This is a genomic window from Algoriphagus sp. CAU 1675, from assembly GCF_029222925.1.
Lineage (GTDB): Bacteria > Bacteroidota > Bacteroidia > Cytophagales > Cyclobacteriaceae > Algoriphagus.
This window is the reverse complement of record NZ_JARHUI010000001.1, coordinates 986-23902: the sequence shown is the minus strand read 5'-3', so window position 1 is coordinate 23902 and position 22917 is coordinate 986. Positions and strand designations below refer to the sequence as shown.

The following is a 22917-nucleotide window of genomic DNA, read 5'->3' as shown; positions in this document are numbered from 1 at the left end:
TCTTTGTTGCATTGTGTTGATATACTAAACAAGTCCAATGAAAAGAAGGATTTTGAAAACTACTTTACCAAGCTTTACTCTTTTTTTGCTTGCACTTATGGTTTCTTCCTGTGTGGATACCTTGAAGCCGGATTATTTTGATGTAATTGAATCCGAAAAAGTGGTGTATTCCAATGATTTTGGGGAATTGGACCTTGCAGGGTTTGAAAATGGACGTTTATTTATTTGGAGAGGAGATACCATTGCAGGCTACTACCGCAATGAAGAAGTCGCGGTTAATCTTAACAATCTTCCTCCCCACAATTACCTCAAGATCACTTTTGAAATTCTGATTCATGACAGTTGGGATGGTAATCCGAATGACGGAGAAATCTCCGGTCCGGATTATTGGTACATGGGCTATGATGACACAGAGGTATTTAGGACTACTTTCTCAAATTCTCCCTGTGAATCCACCTATTGCCTGTATCAATCCTATCCCAATTCCTATTTCAGGCAGAACAGACCTAAAACAGGGGCCACCCAAACAAATCTTCCGGGCCTTTGCAGTTTTGGGGCTTTTAATAATTATACTACCCGTTATAAAATCTCCAAGATTATCGAGCACAACAACGATTACATCAGGATCTATGCTGGTGGGGACTTGAAGCAGACCAATGCTATAGATCCGGTTTGTGATGAGTCCTGGTCCATTTCAGGTGTAGAAGTAGTTGCTTTCCAAGTAATTTAAAGATGAAAAAATCCCTTATAATTTCTTTTTTGATTTGTGTCCTTCCATGGGCAAAAAGCGCAGTTGCCCAGACCATTCCTGTGGGGACTCCTGTTTTGGATGATTACCTGAGAAGGCTACAATTGACCGGGCAAATAGATTCTGCTTCTTCCTTTATGATCCGGCCTCTGTTTCCTACCGAGGCATTTGGCTTTGCCAATGGCTTTGACATTGATGGTACTTTGGTGGATTTGGAAAACTCTGCCTTCCATCAAAGAATTGGTGAAAAGGGGAAGCTTTTGGCTATGCCTGGAATTTACCGGGGGCAATACAATTCAGTGTATGCTTTTGGAGTCAATGATGGAGCCTTTATTCCCAATAGGGGATATCAGCACGTGATCAGTCCGGGGATTTATGCAGAATATGGAAATTTCAGTCTTCAGGTACAACCTGAGTTTCTGTTTGCCGAGAATAAAGATTACGAAGGCTTTCCTTTTGAACACCAGTCCACCATTTTGTTTTATTACGAGTACCTGAACCGAATAGATATGCCGGAAAGGTTTGGTAAAAGCGTTTACAACAAAGTGTTTGCAGGGCAATCGAGTTTAAGATTTAATCTTGGAAGTATCTCTTTAGGGGCTTCTACAGAAAATCTCTGGTGGGGTCCCGGAAGGAGAAATTCCTTACTGATGGGCAACAATGCCCCGGGATTTTTCCACTATACCTTAAACACCCGTCGCCCAATAAAAAGTGGAATAGGAACTTTTGAAGGGCAGACTATAGCGGGCTTCTTGAAGTCAACGAATTTCCTCCTTCCTCATTCGGACTACATTTTTGTGAATAATCCGGTGTACATCCCAAAGAGAGAAAATGGAGACCGCTTTATTTCGGGTTTGATCCTTACCTATCAGCCCAAGTGGATTCCGGGCCTCTTTCTGGGGTATGGCTCTGTAAATCACCTGTATCGGGATGAAATCACGGATTTTGCAGATGTATTGCCGGTATTCAACGGGAGAAAGGGCTTACAGAATGTAGTTGACCCCATCCGGGACAAGAGACAGCAATTCAGTACGGGATATTTCAGATGGCTGAGCCCGGAGGGAAGATTTGAATTTTATGGGGAATACGGTACCCGGGGTAATTCCAGAAAGCTGGAGGAATTTATTACCACTCCTGAACAAGGGAGGGCATTTACATTTGGCTTTACCCATTTGATAGATCTGAAAAAGCCTAATCGATTTATTGAGATCAATTCCGAAATGACCCAGTCTGGACAGACTATACGGGAAGAAATCCGGGAGCTCCGGTCTTGGTACATTCATGACCATGTGCGGCATGGGTATACAAATCAGGGACAGGTGCTGGGAATCGGAAACGGCCCGGGAAGCAACCAGATTTTTCTAGGAGTAGCCTGGGTTGAAAAGCTCAAGAAAATCGGGGTTCAAGTGGAACGGATTGAGTACAACAATGATTTCTATTACTTCCGGTATGAGGAGTCCAAGGACTTCAGAAACAAATATGTGGACTTGGTGTTTTCCCTTACCCCTGAGTGGAGGTTTGGGGATTTCCTGCTCGCCGGAAAATTCCAGTATGTAAAGACCTTTAACTATAAGTGGTATTTGGAAAATCAGCCGGACCAGTATTTCGTACCGGGTTATGACCGGAAGAATTTTGTAGGTCAGTTGAGCATGGCCTATTTGTTCCGTTAAAAGGGAAACCCTACTGAATCAATGAATTTAATCAATCAATTAATGATCGCAGAAGCAAATAAAGTAGTTTCTATTTCTTACCGTCTCAAGGTAGATGACGGTGAGACGGGCCCACAGCCTTTTGAGGAGGTGAATGAATCCACTCCTTTTCATTTCTTAGCTGGAGCGAATAATATTCTTCCTGCTTTGGAAAAAGAAATCCTTGGCAAAGCTGTAGGAGATTCCTTCTCGGTGTTTATCGATTTTGAAAATGGATATGGGGATTATGATGAAAATAAAAAGGTGATCATTCCGAAGGCCAATTTTAAAGAGGAGGGCAAAAAGAATAAGGACATCCTAAAAGTTGGTAACGTCATTCCCATGCAGGATGACAAAGGAAACCAGATGAGAGGAGAAGTCCTCAAAGTAGACTATCTCGGGGTTCATATGGATTTCAATCCACCTCTGGCCGGTTTTGATCTGTATTTTGAAGGGAAGATCGTTGGAATCAGGGATGCTGAGCAGGAAGAAATTGAACATGGGCATGTGCATGGTCCAGGTGGTCACCACCACTGATACCTCTCTATTAAAAAATAAAGCCCTATTTCAAATAGGGCTTTTTTGGTAAGTAGAATACTTGGGTTTTATTGACTGATGTCGGTACCGTAGGTTTTATAGGCCTGATCAATGGCCAATTCTTTTAATCCTTCAATTCTTTCGGAAGGATACAGCTGAAAGGCCTTTTCCAATTGCCAGGCAGCTTCCCGGAATCTTTGCTGGTTGAAATGCAGGATGGCATCGTTGTAATATTGAAGGCCTGCCAGTTGGTTTAGATCTACTTTTCTGAAAATGGAATTTTCACTGAAATCCACTTTTGGGGCACCAATACGCTGTCTCAGCTCCAAATAGGTTTCTTTTTTTGCAGGTTGATAGGAATCCAAATAGTTCTGAACCTCAGAAGGAGTTGAAATCATTCCTCCGATTTTCACGGTGCTTTCCAGGATGATTTTTTTGTTGTCTGAATTGGCTACAATGAAGACATGATAGTCAGTTTCTACAATATCGTATTCGAATCCATAACGCTCCAACAACATTCCCAATGCCGCAGAACCACTTACACAGTCAAACAGTCCCTCATTGAGCATGTCATTGAAGGAAGAGTGCTGCTCGTATTTTTTGAAAAGGTTCTGATGGCTTTTCTGGAATAGGACCCTTAGAAAATTTTCACTTCTTCCTTTCTTTTCAAACTGTTCATCTAAGGTACTAAGCAGGTCATGCCAGTTTTCAGCTTGATTTTCAGCTTCAGCATGTACTGCCATGAATAATGCCAGAGGGTTGTTTTCGGAAGTTCCGGTCTGCCAAAATTGTTTTTCTACGGATGTTTCAAAAGCTAGGGATTCAAAGGACACAGCACTTTCCTGTGACCAAGCCCGGAAGCTGATCCCCAAAAGAATGAGTACTATGTATAAGCCTTTTTTCAAGTTCGTGAATCCAATGTTACCAATTTACGATAAAGTTAACAATTTGGTAACATTGGAAGAAAAAAGGATTCAAAAACTTAACATTGAGCCTGTTAAGAATTATTCGTGATGGTAGGGTTCGTTTCGGAGAATGGTAAAGGCTCTGTAGAGTTGCTCAGTCAAAAAAGGGCGAATCATCTGATGGGAAAAAGTCATTTTTGAAAGGGAAATTTTTCCGTTGCATCTGGCATAAACGGCCTCAGAAAAGCCAAAAGGGCCTCCAATTACAAAAATCAGCTGTTTGAGTCCGGAGTTCATTTTTTTCTGGAGGTATTCTGAAAACTCCAAAGAGGAAAAACTTTTACCTCTTTCATCCAATAAAATCAATTCATCAGACGGGCTGAGTTTTTTTAATATTAACTCTCCTTCCTTTTCCTTTTGGGCAGTCTGGGAAAGGGATTTGGTGTTTTTCAGATCCGGAATAATCTCCAGTTCGAAACGGATATAATGTCCCAGTCGGTTGGAGTATTCCCGGATCAGTTCCTCTATAGCGGGATGATCTGTTTTTCCGATGGCCAATACTTTGATCTGCATATCCAAATATGATAAAATTAGCGGGATACTTTATCCGGCATGGGGAGAACTCCCTATACTTTGAATTCAATAAAAAAGCCTGATTTAGGGATCAGGCTTCATGTATTATTTAATCAGTTCTTTTCGCTTGAGGATAGTCTCCAAAAATTTTCTATCATTATCAGAATTGAAAATCTTGAAAGGAAGATAGATGAACTGAGCTTTGGACATATACAGCACAAATGCCTCTTTGGTGATTTCTGCCCTTTTGATCATATTCCACTGCACTGGCATACCCTGGCGCACATTAATTTTCATCAAAATCTGACGGCTATCTATTTCATAGGCCATTTTTTCGAAAATGACCTTGTTTTGTTCCATTTGTGTCACTCCGGTAAATTGGATTGCCCAAAACAACACATACAGCCCATAAGCCAAAACGGCTCCTATTATCCACCAAATGGAGGCTATCCAAAAATATCCGCATCCGATAGCAAGGGCAATCAAAATTACCCACCACTGTTCTTTGAGGATATTGACAAGCCCCATTTTGATGTATGTTCCTGTAGGAAGCTGATATTTTTTAGTTTTTACAATCATGTCTTTTTCAAATTCAGAGCGCAAATATCCAAGTATCCCGGGGATAAAACAAGCCAAAGGAATTCATATGTGAGCCATTGGGGATGAAACAATTCCTCTAAGTCATTGATTTAAAAAGAGTATAGGCTTATCTTGATTAAAATTTTTAGCTATGAGCAGTTTATTCATCAATCTCTTATTGGCAGGATTTGCGTACGTCATTGTCATCTATTTTGTATCTATGATGACTAAAAATTCTTTGAATAAGGGGAAGAATAAAGGAGACGACCGAGATGGAGGGGTTGAAAATTTGAATCCTCCCAAAATTGATTTGCCTCCCGGGGTGATCTGGCCGAGCGACTCACCCACAAGATCCAAAAAACCTGAGCCGGTTGATTATTGATGGCATTTGTCACAGATGCCGGTGACCAATAAATTCATTTCTCTTTTTTCAAACCCTTTGGGAAGTTTGATCTGAGGAAGGCTGATTGATTCCAAGCAGGTAGTTTCCCCACAGATATCACATTTGAAATGTACGTGTTCGTGACTGTGGTCATGATCGTCTTCATGGGAGCAAAGTGCGTACTTGGTTGCTCCACTATCGTCCAATACTTTATGGATGATGTCGTTTTCCAGAAACGTATTCAGGGTTCTATAGATGGTTACCCGGTCGAATTTTTTGTCCAAACTGTCTTCAAGATCACTATGGGCCAAAGCGACCTGTTTTTCCAAAAATTCCTGTATAATATCCAGCCGGCAATCGGTGATACGGAGTTTGTGACTTTTTAATATTTTGTTTGGTGTGACCATATAATCCTATAACCCGGGTAAAAATAAAGAAATTCCCCAGGTACAAAAAAGGGGCGCCATTGACGCCCCTTTTGAAAGGAAGTGTTTAGGGTTATTTCGGGTCAAGAATTGCATTGATTCTTTCCAGGGCATCCTGAAGATGAAGTTTGCTCATTCGGTCCGATGTTCTTCCAATAGCCCCTCTGATTTGAGTCTGAAGTGTTTTGAGTTCACCTCTTGCCATAGGACGGATGTCAGATTGGGAAGCATTGATTTGAGGTCCCACAAAGCTTCTGAAGCGAGCAGGAACTTCCGGCTCACTTCCAGTAAGCAGTACTTCCAGTCTTTCAATATGTGCTCTCTGCAAAGCTCTTCTATGAACATCGATGGTTTTTCCGGATGCAAGTTCAGTCCAGATTCCTTTTCTCAAATCATCAAACAGCTCAGTGATTTTGTAAGCATCGGATCCATTGAGTGCTTCGTTTTCGATGACTCTTCCTAGTCTTCCCCAATCCAATACTCCATTCAGTGTGTTTACCTGAAGGCTTCTGATTCTTTCCAAAGCCCCGAAATCCCCGGTGCGGGAAATGATCTCCTCATCCATCATCCAAGAAGGGGTAGCGAAAAGCTGTTTATTCAAAAATTCTACAGCAGACTTTTGCATTTCCTTGGAAGTGTGGATATAAACAGGTTCGTTCTGTCCACTGGATTTGTAGATTTCCATTACACCACCCACATTGGTTCTTACGTGACCCATGTATCGGTTGAATTGGCTCAATACCTGTCCATACATTTCTTCCAAATCCTCAAAATTCTTGTAAGGCTTGTCTTTTTCAGCTGTCCATTCAATCAGGTTAGGCATGATGCGTTTGAGGTTCATGATTCCGTATTCGGAAGCCTTAACGGAATTATCCCCCAAGTCCTCACTTTGAGCCGAAGGATCGTAGCTGTTGCCCTGACGACCATATCGGTACACAGGGTCTCCGTTTTTAGCCAAAATCCACTGGTCCAGTATAGGCTGCTCTTCCTCTGGAGTAGATGCCTCCAAAATAGGCTTATAACCCCACATAATCGCATATTTATCATAAGGGCCTACGTCAGGCATCAAGCTAACCCCCTCGTCTTCCGGCTGGGCTATGTAATTGAATCGGGCATAATCCATGATGGAAGGTGCAGTTCCCATTGTTTTGGTAAACTCAGGATCTCTCAATTTTTCAACTGGATAAGCATGGGAGGAGGCGAAGTTATGCGGAAGCCCCAATGTGTGACCAACCTCATGTGCAGATACGAAACGAATTAATCTGCCCATTACCTCATCGTCAAACTTTACACTTCTCGCCTGAGGATTAACTGCTGCAGTCTGGATGAAATACCAGTTTCTCAACAAGTTCATCACGTTGTGATACCATCCGATGTCAGATTCCAGAATTTCTCCGGATCTAGGATCCGAAACGTGGGGTCCATAGGCGTTCTGGATATTGGAAGCAAAATATCTGATTACGGAATAACGGGCATCCTCTGGGCTCCAAGTTGGATCCTCTTCCGGAGTCGGAGCCTCTTTGGCGATAATGGCATTTTTGAATCCTGCTTCTTCAAATGCTTTTTGCCAGTCTTCCACACCTTGTTTCAGATAAGGAACCCACTGCTTAGGAGTAGCCGGGTCTATATAATAGACAATTTGTTTCTTGGGCTCGACCAATTCTCCACGCTTGAACTTCTCCATGTCCTCTTCCTTGACCTCCAGTCTCCAACGATCCAAGAATCTTCTGGAAGCTGCTTTTTGGGCATCCGAACCATAATCCACTACCGAGCGACTAAACCAACCCACTCGCTGGTCTGCCAATCGCTGCTTCATGGGTTCTTTTGGAAGCAAAATCATGGATGAATTCATTTCCAAGGTGATCAAACCGGTTGAGCTATTTGAAGGGGGCTCTGCCGCAGCATAGGTTAGGATGTAGCGGGCTTCGATATTGATAGGGTAGGTATGGATGTGCTGGATGTAGGATCGATCAGCATCCAAACGCTGTACTCTGTACTGCGTTCTTCTGTTTCGCTGAAGTCCCAAGGCCTGTACATCTTTGCTGAAAAGATCAGTCGCATCAATCACCACACCGGTGCTGTCCGTACCTCTTGATTTCACATCAAATTTTTGAAGTAATGGCTCCAAGTTGGAGTTTTTCACTGCCATGGCGATAGGAAGTGAATCCGCAGCATAGTTGTTGACAGAAACGACCTTCAACAAAACATCATCGTTGTTTTTTTCCCATCGGAGCATCAAGGTGTTGGTACGCTCACCTCCGTATCCGATTCCGTCGGCAGTTTTGGCGATGGTGGTGACCATCAACATATCCCTGCCAAAAAGGGAGTCAGGGATTTCGTAAAAATATTTGTCCTCTATTTGGTGGACCTTAAACAGTCCGTCTTTGGATTTGGCTTTGTTGGTAATGACCTCTTTATAGGGTTTTGGGCCTTTACTGTTGGCTCCGGCTTGGGGCCTTGCGGGCGGAGTTACGGTAGCTGGAGCATTTTTGGTGTCTTTTTTTCGTTGGGCAAATGAGCCCTCTGAATACAGCATGACCCCAAGCATTGCCCCGAGTAAGGTAATTCTCCTCAGAAATTTGGGTGTTCTATTTTTCATGATTTAAAAGTTTTTGAAATAAAATAACTTTCAAATTCCTTAATGGGTGGGCTTTCCTTTGATTTTTTTGATAGACGGTATATTGGAAGAGTCAAAGGCGGGAATGTGTCTGATCAGAACGGAGCAAAATTTTTTATCATTGGACTTTTTTAGAAATGAATATTTAAATCCTCTGTCAGTACTTTGCGCTTATCTACCAGCTTGATCAATAGGCGAATAACTGAAGGATTTGGGTGTTTTCGAGAAAAAAGTAAAAAGAAAACCCGTTGAAAATTATCACGGATAGACTAACCATTCCTCTTACCCAGCTTTTGCTTGCGTACTTTTCCGGATTGACTCTGATAAAATTGAACCATACCAAAAAGTACAACATCATGGGGGTCATAGCGCCGAGAAAGGTCCAAAGAAAGTCTTGCTGTCCATTTTGGATAAAAAACCATGCAAAACCAGCACCGCTTAAAGTGAATAGGAAGGCCGATAAAAGAAAAGTGCCAAGGATTCCCTGTTTTAGGCTGCTTTTCTGATTGGATTTAAGGTAAATCTCTGCCAATGGATAATACCCGAAATACATCATGCTTAAAGTAATTCCAGGAATAAGTACATGGCTTTTTCCAAAAATCCCCCAGCCAAAGTCACTCAGGCCGGCATAGGCCATTGCGAAAGCGAAATATCCCTGAAGAGTACCCTTTATCAGGTAAGTCATCCATGGGGATTTTTTAATTGCTAGGGAGGGGTGGGTGAAGACAATACCTCCCAGGGAAAAGACTGCCACCATGGAAGCAAATTCTCCGCTTATCTTGAAACTGAGTAGGATGGAAATCACCAGCAGAACCAAACCAAAGCGGAACAGCGCATTTTTGTTTGGGCTTCCCTCGGACTCGTTTTTTTGATGGGAATAATAGGTGCTGAAAAGGTTGTTGGAAGGGTAGACCAAAAGGTGGAGGATAAGGAAAACCCAAAGTAACCTGGTTTCATTTAAGTTGGGAGTCAAGCCCAAGGCAAAGAAAAAAACAGGAAGATAGAAAAGTGAGTAGTGAAGGCGAAGGCTGGAAATTAGGTTCATGGCTTCTGGGTCTTAGGCATCCTTATGGATCTTTTAATAACTCAATTTAGGAATATCCACCAATTCGGACACAAACTCTTCATATCAAGGGTTGAGAAGAACTTGCAGTTCGATTCAAGGGATTTCAAATCAATGGTACTTAAACTTTCCCTTGGGGGATATCTGTCTTAAATTAGAATTTTCTAACCAATCAACGTTAATATGGAGATTACACCAGAAACTATCACAAAACTTTCCGACCAAGGTATAGACTTACTTTACCGTATTGTTCCATCCCTGATCTATGCGATTCTTTTTTATTTCATAGGCAAATTCATTGTCAATAAACTCATCAGTGGTTTTAGGAAGCTATTGGAAAGAAGGGATGAAAACCCTTCCCTGAATAATTTCCTGATCGGACTGATCAAGGCTTTATTATATGTTTCCTTATTTATAGGTGTGGCCACGATCATCGGGGTGCCCATGTCCTCCTTCCTGACCATTCTGGGTGCAGCTGGCTTGGCTATCGGTTTGGCTTTGCAGGGATCACTATCCAATTTTGCCGGAGGTGTTTTGATTTTATTGTTCAAGCCATTCAAAGTGGATGACGTGGTAGTGGCTCAAGGCCATACCGGAACCGTCCGGAGAATTGACATTTTGTATACTCATTTGACCACTTTTGACAATAAGGAAATCATCATTCCGAATGGCAATCTGGCAAATTCAGATGTGGTCAATATGAGCACTCAAGCAACCAGAAGAGCGGACTTCAATATTGGGGTTGCCTATGGTACGGACCTAAAGAAAGCCAGGGAAATTATATTGGAGATTTTCAAGAATGATCCGAGGGCGCATCAGGATCCTGCTCCGGTGGTTTTTCTCAACCAATTTGGAGATTCGTCTTTGGATTTGGTGGTACGCGTCTGGACAGATTCAGCTAATTTGTGGCCTTTGTATTTTGATGGAATGGAGGCCATTAATGAAGCGTTTGAACAAAACGGGATCGAAATTCCCTTTCCCCAGCGAGTGGTACATCAGGCCAAGTAATATTCAATAAAAAAGGCGATCATTTGATCGCCTTTTCTTTTTTAATTTCTTGAGAGGATAATGGTTTTTGTTTGGTCACCGATGGTAAGGGTGACCTCCCTGTCGCAGGTTCGGTCCCCGAAATCAACCAGGATTTCTTGGCGTCCGCTTATTTTCAGACTCAAAATACCTGCACTTGGGATATTCACTCCTGTTTGGATGCATCTTTGGATAAAAATCAAAGGTTCTACGATCTCAGAGACATAACTATTGCCGTTTCTGTTGGTGCCTGCCGAGCCCCCGCTTACCGCATAGAACAGGCCTCTTTCACCATTAGGCAGATAGATTCTTTTGGTATGTCTTGCCTCAAAGGTTTTGGATGTTCCATCGGACCAGGTGATTTTACCACCTTCGACTACTGTCGAAAAGCTGAAGTAGCTTTCCTCTGCATTGAAGCCCAGGTTTTTTACCACCCGAATGCCTTCGATTTGCATGTCATTGATGAAAAAGTTTTCAAAAGTTGTGGTGATGATGGTGCCCGGGATCCAAAACCTTCCTGTAAAGCTCACGATGATCTTCCCTTTTCTAAACACTCCTCTTGGGCTGGTGCAACCCTCCCCAAAATCAATGATCATTTTCTTTTCTTCAGGGAGCCAGGTAATATTTGCCCGATCGCAAATGTCATCCTCAGTTTCTACGAGTATACGGCCAGCAAACTCATTTCTTTGGAACCCCGTCAGGGTAATTTCATCAATGTCCTCCATGGTTCCTGTCAGGTCTGTTTCCTGGAGGGTCTCATCTATTTCATCTAGGGTATCAATTGGAGCTTCCGGTTGCTCACTGCATGAGAAAGCAACCAAAGCCAAAAATCCGACAATGGTCAAGCGAGCGAGTTTGATTTTTTTCATGGCTATGAATTTTATAACTATTTAAAATGAACTGTCCTTTAGATGAAGCTTAGTTTAGGTGGTTTAATAACGGACCAAAAATTCTTCAATTGCTTTTCTTTGGATATCGGGCACATAGGTTTCTTCTTTGGCATAACCAACCGGCAGTAACAGATAGGGTTTTTCATGGGAGGGGCGCTGGAGAATCTGGCTTAGAAAGTTCATTGGACTTGGTGTGTGGGTGACAGTGACCAGCCCTGCCTGGTGGATGGCCGCAATCAGGAAACCACAGGCAATACCCACGGATTCATTGACATAGTAATGTTGAATTTTTTCTCCGTTTTCTATTCCGTAAGACTGCTTGAAGACCACGATCAGATAGGGAGCCTCCTCCAGAAAGGGCTTTTTCCAGTCTGTTCCCAGTGGTTTTAAGTCATTTTTCCAGGTTTCAGGCATTCGGGAACTGTAGCTGATTTTCTCTTCCTCTTCAGCAGCTATCCTGATTTGCCGTTTAATTTCCGGATCGGATATAAGACAAAAGGTCCAAGGTTGTTTATGGGCCCCAGAAGGAGCGGTACCTGCGGTTTTGATAAGGGTGATCATTACTTCTTCCGGTACCTCCCTGCTGTCAAACTCCCTTACGGTCCTTCGCTCATTCATCGAAAGAAAGAAATTCTCGGAATTTTTGAGGACTTCTTCAGGACTCAAGTAGGCTCTTCGATATGGGATATGACCAAATCCTTGGATTACTTTTTTTTCCATGTTGAGTTCTTCTATTTTTCCTTTTTCTCAGCCTTCTTATTTGAGCCTCCAACACAGCCAATGTTTTTGGTCAGAGGAATGTCATCCGGAAGTATTCCCATTCCGCTTCTAAAATCGAACTCCTCTATTTCCTCGGCTTCTTCCTTTTTCTTTTTTTTTGGGCTTTTCATAGGCAGAAATTTTTGATCATTTTGAATGTTGCTGGACATATAAACTTAGGATAAGATTTTCCCGTGTCAAAGAACTTTAAGCCAGTAATCCATTCCCAATCTTTATCTTTGATCATGAATGCTTACGATTTTGATCCATCCAGGCTCGAGACCAAACTGAAGGAAGTCAAAAGGAAAACCGCATCCCTTTCCATTTTTAGATTAGTGGTATTTGTAGGGATGGGAGCTCTTTTGGTCCTTGGAATTGCAGAGCACCCTCTTTGGATGCTTGCATTTATAGCAGTCTTGACACTGTTTATTTTTCTGATTTCCCGGTATAATTTCCAAAAGGACCAGGAGAAGATTTTTTTGGCGCTGAAAGAGCAGGGTAAAAGAGAAAAATTAAGAAGGGAAAGAAATCTTGAAAGTTTGGATTCCGGAATGGAGTTTATGGAAAAAGCCCATCCATTTTGCAATGATCTTGACCTCTTCGGGGATCATTCTCTTTTTCAATTGATCAATCATACTGTGTCCAAAGGAGGAAAGCAACGTCTTGCTGAGGCAATGAAGTCCGGGATAGATTTGAAATTGGCAAGCCAAATTCGCGAGGGAGTGGATGAACTTGCACAGAAACCCTACTTTCTCAAATCAATGGAGGCAGTTGGTATGGCGTTTTATGAAGAGGAAAAGGAAAGCAGGGATTGGGAGTCTTGGCTAAGTCAAGAAGAGGACCAAAAAGTCTGGTTAACCTTTCCTGCTTTTGTGGGGCCAATAGGGGGGATTATTCTATCCGGGCTTGTTTGGACAGGGCAGCTTCCAGCCGGTTTTTTGGGGATTTGGATTCTGCTCGGGATGTTTTTTTTAGGCTTTGTTTTTCAGCCTTTGAAAAAGGCAGGTGAAAAAATACCGGCCCAAGCCAAACTGAAAGCTTATTTGAACTGGCTCATTTTGTTGGAAAGAGAAGCCTTCAATTCTGATTTTCTGCAACGGAACCAAGCTGTTTTTCTGATGGGTCAAGAAAAAGCAACCCAGCACTTTAGGGAGTTGGACCGCTTGGGGCTATGGATCCAAAACCGCCTCAATATTCTTTACATACCCATCAACCTTATTTTTTGGACCGATTTGCTCTTGCATCGGAGGTTTGTTTCCTGGAAAAATAAATTTGGAATGGCGGTTTCCAAATATCCAAGCCAATTGGAAAAGTGGGAGGTATTGGTTTCTCTGGGAATTTTTGAGGTGGAACTCGGTGCTAAAGGGGAGGTTTTGAAACTGGAATACCCGGGTATCAAAGCCCAAGATCTGTGGCATCCTTTACTTCATCCCCAAAGAGCGGTGTCCAATACTTTTGAAATGGGGAAGGATTATCGATTGGTTTTGCTTACCGGTGCTAACATGAGTGGGAAAACAACTTTTATGCGGACCTTAGGGATCAATTTTGTGCTGATCAACCTGGGATTGAGACCTTTTGCCAAATCCTTTGGGATTCACCAGATGCAGCTTTACACCAGTATGCGAAATTCGGATAACTTAGGGGAAAGTGTCAGTTCCTTTTATGCGGAATTGAGCAGAATCAAAAGCTTGATCGATAGACTGGAAAATGGGGAGCCTATTTTCTTTTTGTTAGATGAAATCTTAAAAGGGACTAATACAGAGGACAGAATTGCAGGCAGTGAAGCGCTTATTCGTCAGCTAAAAGAAACCAAAGCTTTAGGGATAATCAGTACCCATGACATTGAGCAGGCCTCTCTCGAAGACGAAATTCCTTATGTAAAAAATTTCAGTTTCCACTCGGAAATCCATGATCAAAACATCGACTTTGACTACAAGATCAAGCCCGGTCCCTGTCCGAGTTTTAATGCCCACAAACTGATGGAATTGATGGGTATTCGTTTTGGAGGAACAGCTTGATTTTTCCTTAGCGGAGTTTATCGTATTTTTGGGTTCAAATTAAGCTATGGCCAAATCATCCACTTCCAGAATATTAGGCGTACTCGGCGGAGGACAGCTGGGACGCATGCTCATTCAGTCCGCAATCAATTACAATCAGGATATCCATATCTTGGATCCCGACCCCAATGCACCTTGTAAGGATCTTGCTCAGAAATTTACGGTGGGTTCATTGAAGGATTTTGACACAGTGTATGCCTTTGGACAGGCTTGTGATGTGATTACTGTGGAGATTGAAACTGTCAATACAGAGGCGTTGAAAAAGCTCCAATCCGAAGGAAAAGAAGTTTTTCCCCAACCAGAAATAATTCAACTGATCCAGGATAAGCGGGAGCAGAAGCAGTTTTATAAGTCTCAGGGAATTCCCACAGCGGATTTTATCCTTACTGCGGATAAAGTTGAAGTGCTTCAGAATAAGGAGTTTCTTCCGGCAGTCAATAAACTTGGGAAGGAAGGATATGATGGCCGTGGGGTGCAGGTTTTACGAGATGAAGAAGATCTCAATTTGGCTTTTGATGCTCCGGGCTTGCTGGAAAAGCTAATTGACTTTGATAAGGAAATCGCCGTAACCGTTGCCCGAAATAAAGATGGAGAAATGATTGCATACCCTGCTGTGGAGTGTGCTTTCCATCCAACCGCAAATCTTGTGGAGTTTTTGTTTGCCCCGGCGGAAATATCTGCCGAGATAGAAGAAACAGCCCAGAAAATCGCAAAGGATGTGATCACAAAACTGGGGATGGTAGGAATATTGGCCGTGGAAATGTTTGTGACGAAAGAGGGCGAAGTTTTAGTCAATGAAATTGCCCCCAGACCTCATAACAGTGGACACCATACCATAGAGGCTAACTTTACTTCTCAGTTTGAGCAGCACTTGAGGTCTGTGATGAACTGGCCTTTGGGAAATCCTGAATTGCGTTGCCCGGCTGCCATGATCAATTTATTGGGAGAAGAGGGATACACCGGTGAGGCAATCGTAGAGGGGCAGGATGAAGCATTGAGAGAAAAAGGCGTGTACATCCATCTTTATGGCAAAAAACTGACAAAACCTTTCCGTAAAATGGGTCATGTGACACTACTCGACGAAAATGTGACTGAATTGAAGGAAAGAGCCAATCGAATCAAAAATCTCATCAAAATAAAATCCAACCAATGAATCCACAGGTAGGAATAATCATGGGCAGCCAATCTGACCTTCCGATAATGGCGGAGGCAGCCCAAATGCTCGAAGAATTGGGTGTCGCATATGAATTGACAGTGGTATCGGCCCATAGAACACCCCAAAGAATGGTGGAATATGCAGAGTCTGCCAGAGAGAGAGGACTGAAGGTGATTGTTGCAGGAGCCGGGGGTGCTGCCCACTTACCGGGAATGGTGGCCTCCATGACCAGCTTGCCTGTAATAGGTGTTCCTGTCAAAAGTTCAAATTCCATTGATGGGTGGGACAGCATTTTGTCAATCCTCCAAATGCCCGGAGGAATACCAGTGGCAACTGTGGCTCTCAATGGCGCAAAGAATGCCGGAATTTTGGCAGCCTCTATTGTTGGAGCTTTTGATGCTCAGGTAGGTGCTAATTTGGATCGCTACAAAGCTTCCCTTCGGGAAAAAGTGGAGGAGTCAGCTGCGAACATTGAGGCCAAAGGCTGGAAAGAAGTATTGAAAAAATAAAATGCGGCAATTAGCCGCATTTTTTACTGACAATCATGGACTGGAAAAAACCCGTACGTTTTAAAATCGGGGATGTTCCCTGGGAAATCCCCTTGAACATTTTTGTGCTGTTAATCCTGATTACCCTAGTGCTGATGGCACTTGGAGCCTATATGGGATTCAGGTTTGGAAGTGGCAATCTTTAATCGGTAAAGATCCCCCAACCATCGTCACTTTTTTCAGAGGAATCAAATCCTGTGACCCAGTCGATAAACAGAAGTCTATATTCCTCAATGGCCTGACGGAGCAAGGCTAAATGTTCTTCGGCATGGGTTTCTTCCAAGGCCAATTGGTAGGTCATGGAGTTTAGGCTTTTGGCATGCACTTTCATAAGAACCGCCTTCTCCATTTTCAGGACAAAGTCAGGAATGGCTTCAGCGGAGGAGAATTTTGCACTCAAAATCATGGCATCATCCATCATAATTCCCCCATAAAGCTCTTTCCTTGCTTCATCCAAACTTCCTACCAGTGCTCGAGTAAGGCCAATAATCTCCTTGGCCTTTTTCATCAGGGGATGTTGATAGATCCTTTCTTGCTCCTTTCTGTAATCAAATTCACCCTCCTCATCAAAATCCGGGTCTTCATTGTCAAAGTCGTCCCACATATAGTTAAAAAATCCAGTTGCTTGTTTAGAAAGGAAGCTTGTCTTCTTCGCTGTCTGAGTAAAAGGTGTCTACCTCTGGTAATGTATTGGTGGTAGAAGTAGGAGTACTGCCTGTTCGGTCTACTTTATAGGCTTTCACCTCTGTGTACCATCTTCCATTGTATTCACGGCTTTCCACATCCACTCCTAGGGTGACATTTTCCCCGACTTTCAAGCTAAACTGCTCGATTTTATCACCCCAGATTGCAACACAAACTTTTTTGGGATATTGTCCGGGAGTTTCCAGAACATATTCCTGCTTTCTCCAAGCGTTGCCATTTCTAGAATTTCCACCTACCTCGGGCAGTTGCTGAATTATTTTTCCACTCAATTCCATATTGTAATCTATTAAAATTTCTATTTGACGAAGGTAAGCAAAGCTGGATTAATCTCCCGACACAAAGGGTTTAAATACAATTTGAAAAGTATATCGATTTAACATTTTTTGGCATAGGGATTGGTTAAACTATGATCCGAATTAACAAACACCAAATTATTGATTGGTTTTGGATTTTGGACCATTATAAAATTCTGATCTGAAAAAGAATCGATTTCAAAGCAAAAAAAGCTGTTTTAATTCTTTGCACAGATACTTTCAAAATCATACTTTTAAAGCCTTTCATTTCTGTCACTCTAAAAATATACTATGGCTTAGACTTTTACGTTGTTCATAAACTAAATCAAATGAGTAAGGTAATAGGTCCTCGGGACAGCGAGTTGATAGCTCAGTACAGAAATGGCAATTTTGCCGCTTTTGATCTTTTAGTAGATCGTTATCAGAGTAGAGTTTATACTACGATTTTCCTGATTGTAAAAGATCGGGAAGTCGCTGAAGATTTGCTTCAGGATGTATTTGTGAAGGTGGTTCAGACCATCCAATCGGACAAATACAATGAGGAGGGGAAGTTTCAGCCCTGGTTAATGCGCATTGCACACAATCTGGCAATTGACCATTTCCGAAAAGCCAAGCGCTATCCTACCATCATGATGGAGGATGGAAGCAATATTTTCAATTCTTTGAATTTTGCAGTGGAGACTGTGGAGGACAAAAAAGTCAAAGAAGATGAGGTAGAGCTCGTTAAGCGATTGATAGAAGAATTGCCGGAAGCTCAAAAACAGGTGCTGATCATGAGGCATTATATGGATATGAGCTTTCAGGAGATTGCAGATCAAACTGGAGTGAGTATAAATACAGCCTTGGGGAGAATGCGATACGCGCTGATCCACTTGAGGAAAAAAATGAAACAACTAAATTTTGCCTATGATAAAATCATTTACCCCAAATGACCTGGTGCGATATATCTATCAGGAAATGCCGGAGGTAGAACAAGAACTCTTGATGCAAGCCTTGCAAAGTGATGAATCCCTGATGCAAGAATATGTGGAGTTGCTGAGCGCGATAGAGTTAATGAATCAACTTCCTTTAAAACCTTCGGAAAAAGTAGTAAGGGCGATTAAAGCAAAAGCCAAATCTACGGGACTTCAAAAAGTCTGAACTTATGGTAACCCTGCACAATCCAATTATGCAGGGTTTTTTTGTTGAGTGTGTATGTAGAGGCCAATTATTTAAGGTGTAGTAGTCAAAAATTTTAAAACCATTTGATCAAGGAAGCTACGATCTGCTTTGCCTTGGCCCCATAAGGAGGCCGGAGCAAGGTAGTGTTGTTGTAACCTGTCCGTTGATGGAGTACTCCTTTTTCATTGCTAAATGCCAAGAAACCATACTGTCCATGTGCCTTTCCTATTCCGCTGTTGTTGACTCCTCCAAATGGAAGTTCATTATGGAGAAAATGCAGGACGCAATCGTTGGTTAGGGCATTTCCTGAACTGCAGCGTTGGAGGACTTGATCTGTAAAATTCTTGTTTCCCCCAAAAGCATACAAAGCCAATGGTTTGGGCTTGGCATTGATATAGGATATGGCAGATTCTGTGGAGTCAAAGGTTATCACTGGTAGAATGGGGCCGAATATTTCCTCATGAGCTACAAGCATGGACTCATTGATTTCACTCAGAATTGTGGGCTCAATGAATCGGTGGTGCGGATTACTCCCCCCGCCAAACTCTAATTTTGCGCCTTTTTCAAGAGCGTCTTCAAGGTATTTTGTGAGTCTGTGATAATGTCTTTCATTGACAATTCGAGCCAGGTCTTGGGAATATTCCAGTCCCTTGTAAATGGGATCGTACATTTTTTGAATAGCTACCTTCAATTCCGCCAGCAAAATATCTTTCACCTCCTGATGAACCAGAATATAATCAGGGGCAATGCAGGTCTGTCCGCAATTGACCATTTTCCCCCAAATCACTTTTTCGGCTGCATCCTGGATATTAGCGGATTTATCGATGATTGCGGGAGATTTCCCTCCCAACTCCAAGGTAACAGAACTGAGATGTTCAGCGGCATGACGCATGACTATTTTGCCCACATGCGGACTTCCCGTAAAGAAAATATGGTCAAATGGTAAGGATAAAAGTTCTTGGGCAGTGGAGGATTCTCCCCGAATAACTGCAACTTCATTAGGGTCAAATAATTCGGAAATCATCTTTTCCAGCAGTTCAGAGGTAAAAGGGCTAATTTCTGAGGGTTTGATGATTGCGGGGCATCCTGCTGCTAAAGCAGAGATCAAAGGTCCGATTGCAAGGTTGAAGGGGTAATTCCATGGGGAAATGATCAGTGCTCTCCCTTTTGGCTCAAAAGTGATCTGGGCTTTGGTACCCAGCATGGGCATTGGGGTCTTTAGCGAGCGCGGTTTCATCCAAGACTTGAGATTTTTGATTGTATGGTTAATCTCGGAGGTTACCGGAAAAATTTCGCTCAGGTCAGTTTCTATTTCGGGCTTCTTAAAATCCTCCCAAAGTGATTTTCGAATTTCTTTCTGGTGGCTTTTGATCCAAGTTCTGATTTTTTTGATCCTTTCAATACGCTCTTCAGCTCGGGAAGACCTCCAGTTTTCTGCAGTTTTTTTTTGGCGGTTGAAAATCTCTTGAATTTCTACCATGGTAATGATTGGATGTTGGTGATAAGTCATATCGGGCTTGGAAAAGAATTCAAAAAATACAAAATGCTAAAATGGGAAGAGGAGAACGGCGTGAAATTTTTATATAGGGATGAGAAATTTGCTATTAAAGGGCAAGAAAAACAGGTGAAATTTTCGGTTCTGGCTGATGGATGAGGTTAAATCCAAATAAAAATGTATTTCAATTTTGAAAAAATTAATTTCATAATAAAAAAAATGCATTTCAAATAGAAAATAAACTCTTGAAAATTTGTTATAAAAAGCAAAAACCTGTATTTTTATTACAAATTAAAATATTTAACAAGATTCTATTAGGTAATAGTGTGCTAAAATTTGGGACAAAAGTGATTTAGAGGTCGGGCCTGAATTCCTAGAGTTTTGAAATGCGGGTTTTGACCAGTTTGAAAGTTGGCTTTTGAATAGATAAAGGTAATGAGAAACGTTTACGAACTCGAAAAATTTAAAACTCTAAGGATATGGAAAAGTTATCCGATTATCAGTACAAACCCAAAACGCCGGAAGGTAGATTTTTAAAATGGCTAAGTAAGAAATTTACAGGAGAAGTTGCTGGACTTTCTTGGTTCTTTTTGTTTTTCCTGCTAATTCAAACAAATGGATTTTCTCAAAATCCAAGTAATCCAGTCCCGGTACTTAAGCCGGTGGGAGGATTTGAAATTGATGGGAATCTTCTTCCTGGAAACAATTTTGATTTTGATATCGACCTGAACCTCCTTTTAAAAGGAGGGGATTGGATCAGGTTTGATAAAGCAGATGCAGAAGATGTTGTGTTTTATCAAAATCTGGAGGGAAAAATTGTTCCTAAAGAAAGCATTACGACCTTAAGAACCGTGGATTTGTTTGGGAATGGGTCTGGTGATAATATTCTTGCAGGAAAGGCAAATGAAGACCCAAATAACTGGTCCTGGTCAATAGGAAACGCGAATGGTAAAGGGGATATTAATAATGCCTATTTACACATTGGTCAAGATGATCAAGGGAATCAATGGTTGATTGTTGGAGCCGATAGAAGGGAGACTAATGGAGCTTCCTATCTGGATTTTGAATTTTTTCAAAACAGCACAGTTTTATCCTTTCCTGAAGGAGGGGGCGATGTTACAAGTTCTGGGGCAGACGGCGGACGAACAGAAGGCGATATTCAGATCTCAATTATTTATTCAAACGGTGGTTCTGTTCCAATTATTCAAGCTTTTACTTGGAGAGAATCAATCCCTGGTGCGGGCGACTGGGATTACTATGAGTCATTAGAGCCTTTAGAATATTATGCGTTTACAAACCAAGTTGATGGAGTTGAAAATCCTTTCGGTGCTTTTGGCTCAGAGGTATATTCCAGCTTTCAGTTTGTTGAAGCGGCAATCAATATCCAGGCATTTTTGAATGGTGGAGAGCCTTGTCAAGATTTGACAATTGGATCGGTTCTGGTTAAAACAAAAACTTCTGGGTCATTGAGTGCTGAGTTGGATGATTTTATCTTTCCAATAGAAGCAAGTTTGATATTTGGAAATGCCACAATTTCTTATGAAGGAGAAGATCTTTGTGGAGATTATGCTTATGTTACTCAAACAGGGGTTGAGAGTGGAGTGTACTCTTATGTAGCAACCGACTCTTTGGGAAATGCTGGAGGGCAGTTGTTTTTTGCTCCAACTCCTGAATATCCAGATGGAACCATTGATTTAAGTGCCAGTGATCCTGGGGACTATTATATCACTTATAGTTTTACTACTGGGGGTTGTGATAAAGTTGCGAAAGTTTTTATCACAATTCCAAATGATGCTCCGCCTGTGACAGTGGTGGATCAAGTTTTCTGTGAAAATTCCGGGGAGCATGCATTTTCTGCGACCCCTGATTCTGGTTATACTCTAAATTGGTATAGTGATTTGGAGATGACTGACTTTTTGGGGAATGACGCTCCAACAGTTGATAGCGATGTTTCCGGCTTGGGAACATTTACCTATTACGTAACTCAAATTAAAGATGGAGAATGTGAAAGTGCTCCAGAGGCCGTAAATATAGAAATTGTCAACTGTGCTATCGCAGTGGTCAAAGAAGCGACAAATGGACCGGGTCCTGAAGAGTGTTTGGATCCTGAAGCGAATCCGATTATCTACTATTCCTTTACAGTTACCAACCAAGGAGAAGTAGGTTTGGCTAATATTTCACTTGTAGATCCTTTGATTGGAACTTTGACAGGCCCAACTGGGGATGAAAACGATGATGATATTTTACAGGTTGATGAAACTTGGGTCTATACTGGATCCTATACAATTCTTCCTGAAGATATTGAATTAGGTTCTGTGACAAACCAAGCTACTGTGACTGGAGAGCACAAAGGTCACCAAGTTAGCGACCTTTCAGGAACTGCAGTGGATAATGATGATCCAACGGTCGTTCCTGTTTGTCATAACTTCGATTACAGCATTACAAAAGTGGCGACCCCCCAGACCTACGATGCGGTAGGGGACGTGATCAGCTACGACATCAGGGTGACCAACGAAGGCAACGTGACGCTGAGGGACATTTTGGTGACCGACCCGCTGACCGGCTTGAGCCAGTTGGTATCTACCCTGGCACCGGGAACTGACACCTTGATCGTAACGACCTATACCATCAAGCAGTCGGATCTTAATTCCGGCAAGGTGGACAACACCGCGACGGCGAGCTACAAAGAGCTTGTTCGCACAGCCGAAGAGCAGGTGACGGCGATCCAGGACTTCGATTACAGCATTACAAAAGTGGCGACCCCCCAGACCTACGATGCGGTAGGGGACGTAATCAGCTACGACATCAGGGTGACCAACGAAGGCAACGTGACGCTGAGGGACATTTTGGTGACCGACCCGCTGACCGGCTTGAGCCAGTTGGTATCGACCCTGGCACCGGGAACAGACACCTTGATCGTGACCACCTATACCATCAAGCAGTCGGATCTTAATTCCGGCAAGGTGGACAACACCGCGACGGCGAGCTACAAGGAGCTTGTTCGCACAGCCGAAGAGCAGGTGACGGCGATCCAGGACTTTGATTACAGCATTACAAAAGTGGCGACCCCGCAGACCTACGATGCGGTAGGGGACGTGATCAGCTACGACATCAGGGTGACCAACGAAGGCAACGTGACGCTGAGGGACATTTTGGTGACCGACCCGCTGACCGGCTTGAGCCAGTTGATTTCGACCCTGGCACCGGGAACTGACACCTTGATCGTGACGACCTATACCATCAAGCAGTCGGATCTTAATTCCGGCAAGGTGGACAACACCGCAACAGCGAGCTACAAGGAGCTTGTTCG

23 protein-coding genes and 1 pseudogene are annotated in these 22917 nt (G+C 42.6%); 12 read left to right on the top strand and 12 right to left on the bottom strand.

Going from position 1 to position 22917, the window contains the following annotated elements; all coding sequences use genetic code 11:
• Positions 1-37: 37 nt before the first annotated feature.
• The 3 genes from P2G54_RS00125 to P2G54_RS00115 are packed head-to-tail and all read left to right on the top strand — an operon-like array spanning position 38 to position 2973.
• The gene (locus P2G54_RS00125) at positions 38-730 is read left to right on the top strand and encodes a hypothetical protein (RefSeq protein ID WP_275867004.1); all 693 of its coding nucleotides are present in this window, start codon (positions 38-40) and stop codon (positions 728-730) included.
• Between the two features lie 2 nt (positions 731-732).
• A complete protein-coding gene (locus P2G54_RS00120; protein ID WP_275867002.1) occupies positions 733-2418 on the top strand; it encodes a capsule assembly Wzi family protein in 1686 nt (561 codons plus the stop codon).
• Positions 2419-2460: 42 nt separating this feature from the next.
• On the top strand, positions 2461-2973 hold the full coding sequence (locus tag P2G54_RS00115) for an FKBP-type peptidyl-prolyl cis-trans isomerase (protein ID WP_275868417.1): 513 nt from the start codon (positions 2461-2463) through the stop codon (positions 2971-2973).
• 68 nt (positions 2974-3041) lie between these two features.
• On the opposite strand, the gene P2G54_RS00110 is transcribed toward P2G54_RS00115, so the two are convergent.
• From P2G54_RS00110 to P2G54_RS00100, 3 genes are all read right to left on the bottom strand, one after another.
• Positions 3042-3878: a hypothetical protein gene (locus P2G54_RS00110; RefSeq protein ID WP_275867000.1), complete on the bottom strand. Its 837-nt coding sequence runs from the start codon at positions 3876-3878 to the stop codon at positions 3042-3044.
• Positions 3879-3977: 99 nt separating this feature from the next.
• Positions 3978-4451 (bottom strand): 23S rRNA (pseudouridine(1915)-N(3))-methyltransferase RlmH, encoded by a 474-nt coding sequence (rlmH, locus tag P2G54_RS00105; RefSeq protein ID WP_275866999.1) that lies wholly within the window; start codon positions 4449-4451, stop codon positions 3978-3980.
• A 105-nt stretch (positions 4452-4556) separates the two neighbouring features.
• On the bottom strand, positions 4557-5030 hold the full coding sequence (locus P2G54_RS00100; RefSeq protein ID WP_275866997.1) for a YcxB family protein: 474 nt from the start codon (positions 5028-5030) through the stop codon (positions 4557-4559).
• A 151-nt stretch (positions 5031-5181) separates the two neighbouring features.
• On the opposite strand from P2G54_RS00100, the gene P2G54_RS00095 reads away from it, so the two are divergent.
• Entirely contained in the window at positions 5182-5412 is a 231-nt protein-coding gene (locus tag P2G54_RS00095; protein ID WP_275866995.1) for a hypothetical protein, read from the top strand.
• Here the strand turns inward: P2G54_RS00095 and P2G54_RS00090 are convergent.
• The 3 genes from P2G54_RS00090 to P2G54_RS00080 form a co-directional block, all read right to left on the bottom strand.
• Positions 5406-5819 carry a transcriptional repressor gene (locus P2G54_RS00090; RefSeq protein ID WP_275866993.1) on the bottom strand — a complete coding sequence of 138 codons (414 nt, stop codon included), beginning with the start codon at positions 5817-5819 and terminating at the stop codon, positions 5406-5408. The genes P2G54_RS00095 and P2G54_RS00090 overlap by 7 nt on opposite strands.
• 91 nt (positions 5820-5910) lie before the next feature.
• Positions 5911-8436, bottom strand: a complete 2526-nt coding sequence (locus P2G54_RS00085; RefSeq protein ID WP_275866991.1) for a zinc-dependent metalloprotease — start codon at positions 8434-8436, stop codon at positions 5911-5913.
• Between the two features lie 205 nt (positions 8437-8641).
• Positions 8642-9499, bottom strand: a complete 858-nt coding sequence (locus P2G54_RS00080) for a ubiquinone biosynthesis protein UbiA (protein WP_275866989.1) — start codon at positions 9497-9499, stop codon at positions 8642-8644.
• 201 nt (positions 9500-9700) lie between these two features.
• Here P2G54_RS00080 and P2G54_RS00075 point away from each other — a divergent pair, with 201 nt between their 5' ends.
• On the top strand, positions 9701-10525 hold the full coding sequence (locus P2G54_RS00075; RefSeq protein ID WP_275866987.1) for a mechanosensitive ion channel family protein: 825 nt from the start codon (positions 9701-9703) through the stop codon (positions 10523-10525).
• 41 nt (positions 10526-10566) lie between these two features.
• Here P2G54_RS00075 and P2G54_RS00070 read toward each other — a convergent pair whose 3' ends face one another.
• The 3 genes from P2G54_RS00070 to P2G54_RS00060 all read right to left on the bottom strand — a co-directional run bounded on the left by P2G54_RS00070 (position 10567) and on the right by P2G54_RS00060 (position 12323).
• Complete coding sequence (locus P2G54_RS00070) at positions 10567-11412, bottom strand: hypothetical protein (protein ID WP_275866985.1); 846 nt, start codon at positions 11410-11412, stop codon at positions 10567-10569.
• 63 nt (positions 11413-11475) lie between these two features.
• Entirely contained in the window at positions 11476-12153 is a 678-nt protein-coding gene (locus tag P2G54_RS00065) for a nitroreductase family protein (RefSeq protein WP_275866983.1), read from the bottom strand.
• A gap of 11 nt (positions 12154-12164) precedes the next feature.
• Positions 12165-12323, bottom strand: a complete 159-nt coding sequence (locus P2G54_RS00060; RefSeq protein WP_275866981.1) for a hypothetical protein — start codon at positions 12321-12323, stop codon at positions 12165-12167.
• Positions 12324-12437: 114 nt separating this feature from the next.
• Between P2G54_RS00060 and P2G54_RS00055 the strand changes: the two genes are divergently transcribed.
• Genes P2G54_RS00055 through P2G54_RS00040 form a run of 4 tightly spaced genes read left to right on the top strand, consistent with a single transcriptional unit; the run spans position 12438 to position 16099 of the window.
• Positions 12438-14210 (top strand): DNA mismatch repair protein, encoded by a 1773-nt coding sequence (locus P2G54_RS00055; protein ID WP_275866979.1) that lies wholly within the window; start codon positions 12438-12440, stop codon positions 14208-14210.
• Between the two features lie 46 nt (positions 14211-14256).
• The gene (locus P2G54_RS00050; protein ID WP_275866977.1) at positions 14257-15402 is read left to right on the top strand and encodes a 5-(carboxyamino)imidazole ribonucleotide synthase; all 1146 of its coding nucleotides are present in this window, start codon (positions 14257-14259) and stop codon (positions 15400-15402) included.
• Positions 15399-15914, top strand: coding sequence for a 5-(carboxyamino)imidazole ribonucleotide mutase (gene purE / locus P2G54_RS00045; RefSeq protein ID WP_275866975.1), 516 nt, complete (start codon positions 15399-15401; stop codon positions 15912-15914). Before P2G54_RS00050 ends, purE begins: the two co-directional genes overlap by 4 nt.
• A 35-nt stretch (positions 15915-15949) precedes the next feature.
• On the top strand, positions 15950-16099 hold the full coding sequence (locus tag P2G54_RS00040; protein WP_275866973.1) for a hypothetical protein: 150 nt from the start codon (positions 15950-15952) through the stop codon (positions 16097-16099).
• Here the strand turns inward: P2G54_RS00040 and P2G54_RS00035 are convergent.
• Both P2G54_RS00035 and P2G54_RS00030 read right to left on the bottom strand, forming a co-directional pair.
• Complete coding sequence (locus tag P2G54_RS00035; RefSeq protein ID WP_275866971.1) at positions 16096-16557, bottom strand: hypothetical protein; 462 nt, start codon at positions 16555-16557, stop codon at positions 16096-16098. The genes P2G54_RS00040 and P2G54_RS00035 overlap by 4 nt on opposite strands.
• A gap of 25 nt (positions 16558-16582) precedes the next feature.
• On the bottom strand, positions 16583-16933 hold the full coding sequence (locus P2G54_RS00030) for a DUF3127 domain-containing protein (RefSeq protein ID WP_275866969.1): 351 nt from the start codon (positions 16931-16933) through the stop codon (positions 16583-16585).
• A gap of 347 nt (positions 16934-17280) precedes the next feature.
• Here P2G54_RS00030 and P2G54_RS00025 point away from each other — a divergent pair, with 347 nt between their 5' ends.
• Entirely contained in the window at positions 17281-17883 is a 603-nt protein-coding gene (locus tag P2G54_RS00025; protein ID WP_275866967.1) for a sigma-70 family RNA polymerase sigma factor, read from the top strand.
• Positions 17858-18091: a hypothetical protein gene (locus P2G54_RS00020; protein ID WP_275866965.1), complete on the top strand. Its 234-nt coding sequence runs from the start codon at positions 17858-17860 to the stop codon at positions 18089-18091. The genes P2G54_RS00025 and P2G54_RS00020 overlap by 26 nt, the downstream gene beginning before the upstream one ends.
• 94 nt (positions 18092-18185) lie before the next feature.
• Here P2G54_RS00020 and P2G54_RS00015 read toward each other — a convergent pair whose 3' ends face one another.
• On the bottom strand, positions 18186-19592 hold the full coding sequence (locus P2G54_RS00015; protein ID WP_275866926.1) for an aldehyde dehydrogenase family protein: 1407 nt from the start codon (positions 19590-19592) through the stop codon (positions 18186-18188).
• Between the two features lie 494 nt (positions 19593-20086).
• Here P2G54_RS00015 and P2G54_RS00010 point away from each other — a divergent pair.
• Positions 20087-22917, top strand: a pseudogene (locus P2G54_RS00010) (hypothetical protein); the annotation flags it as partial.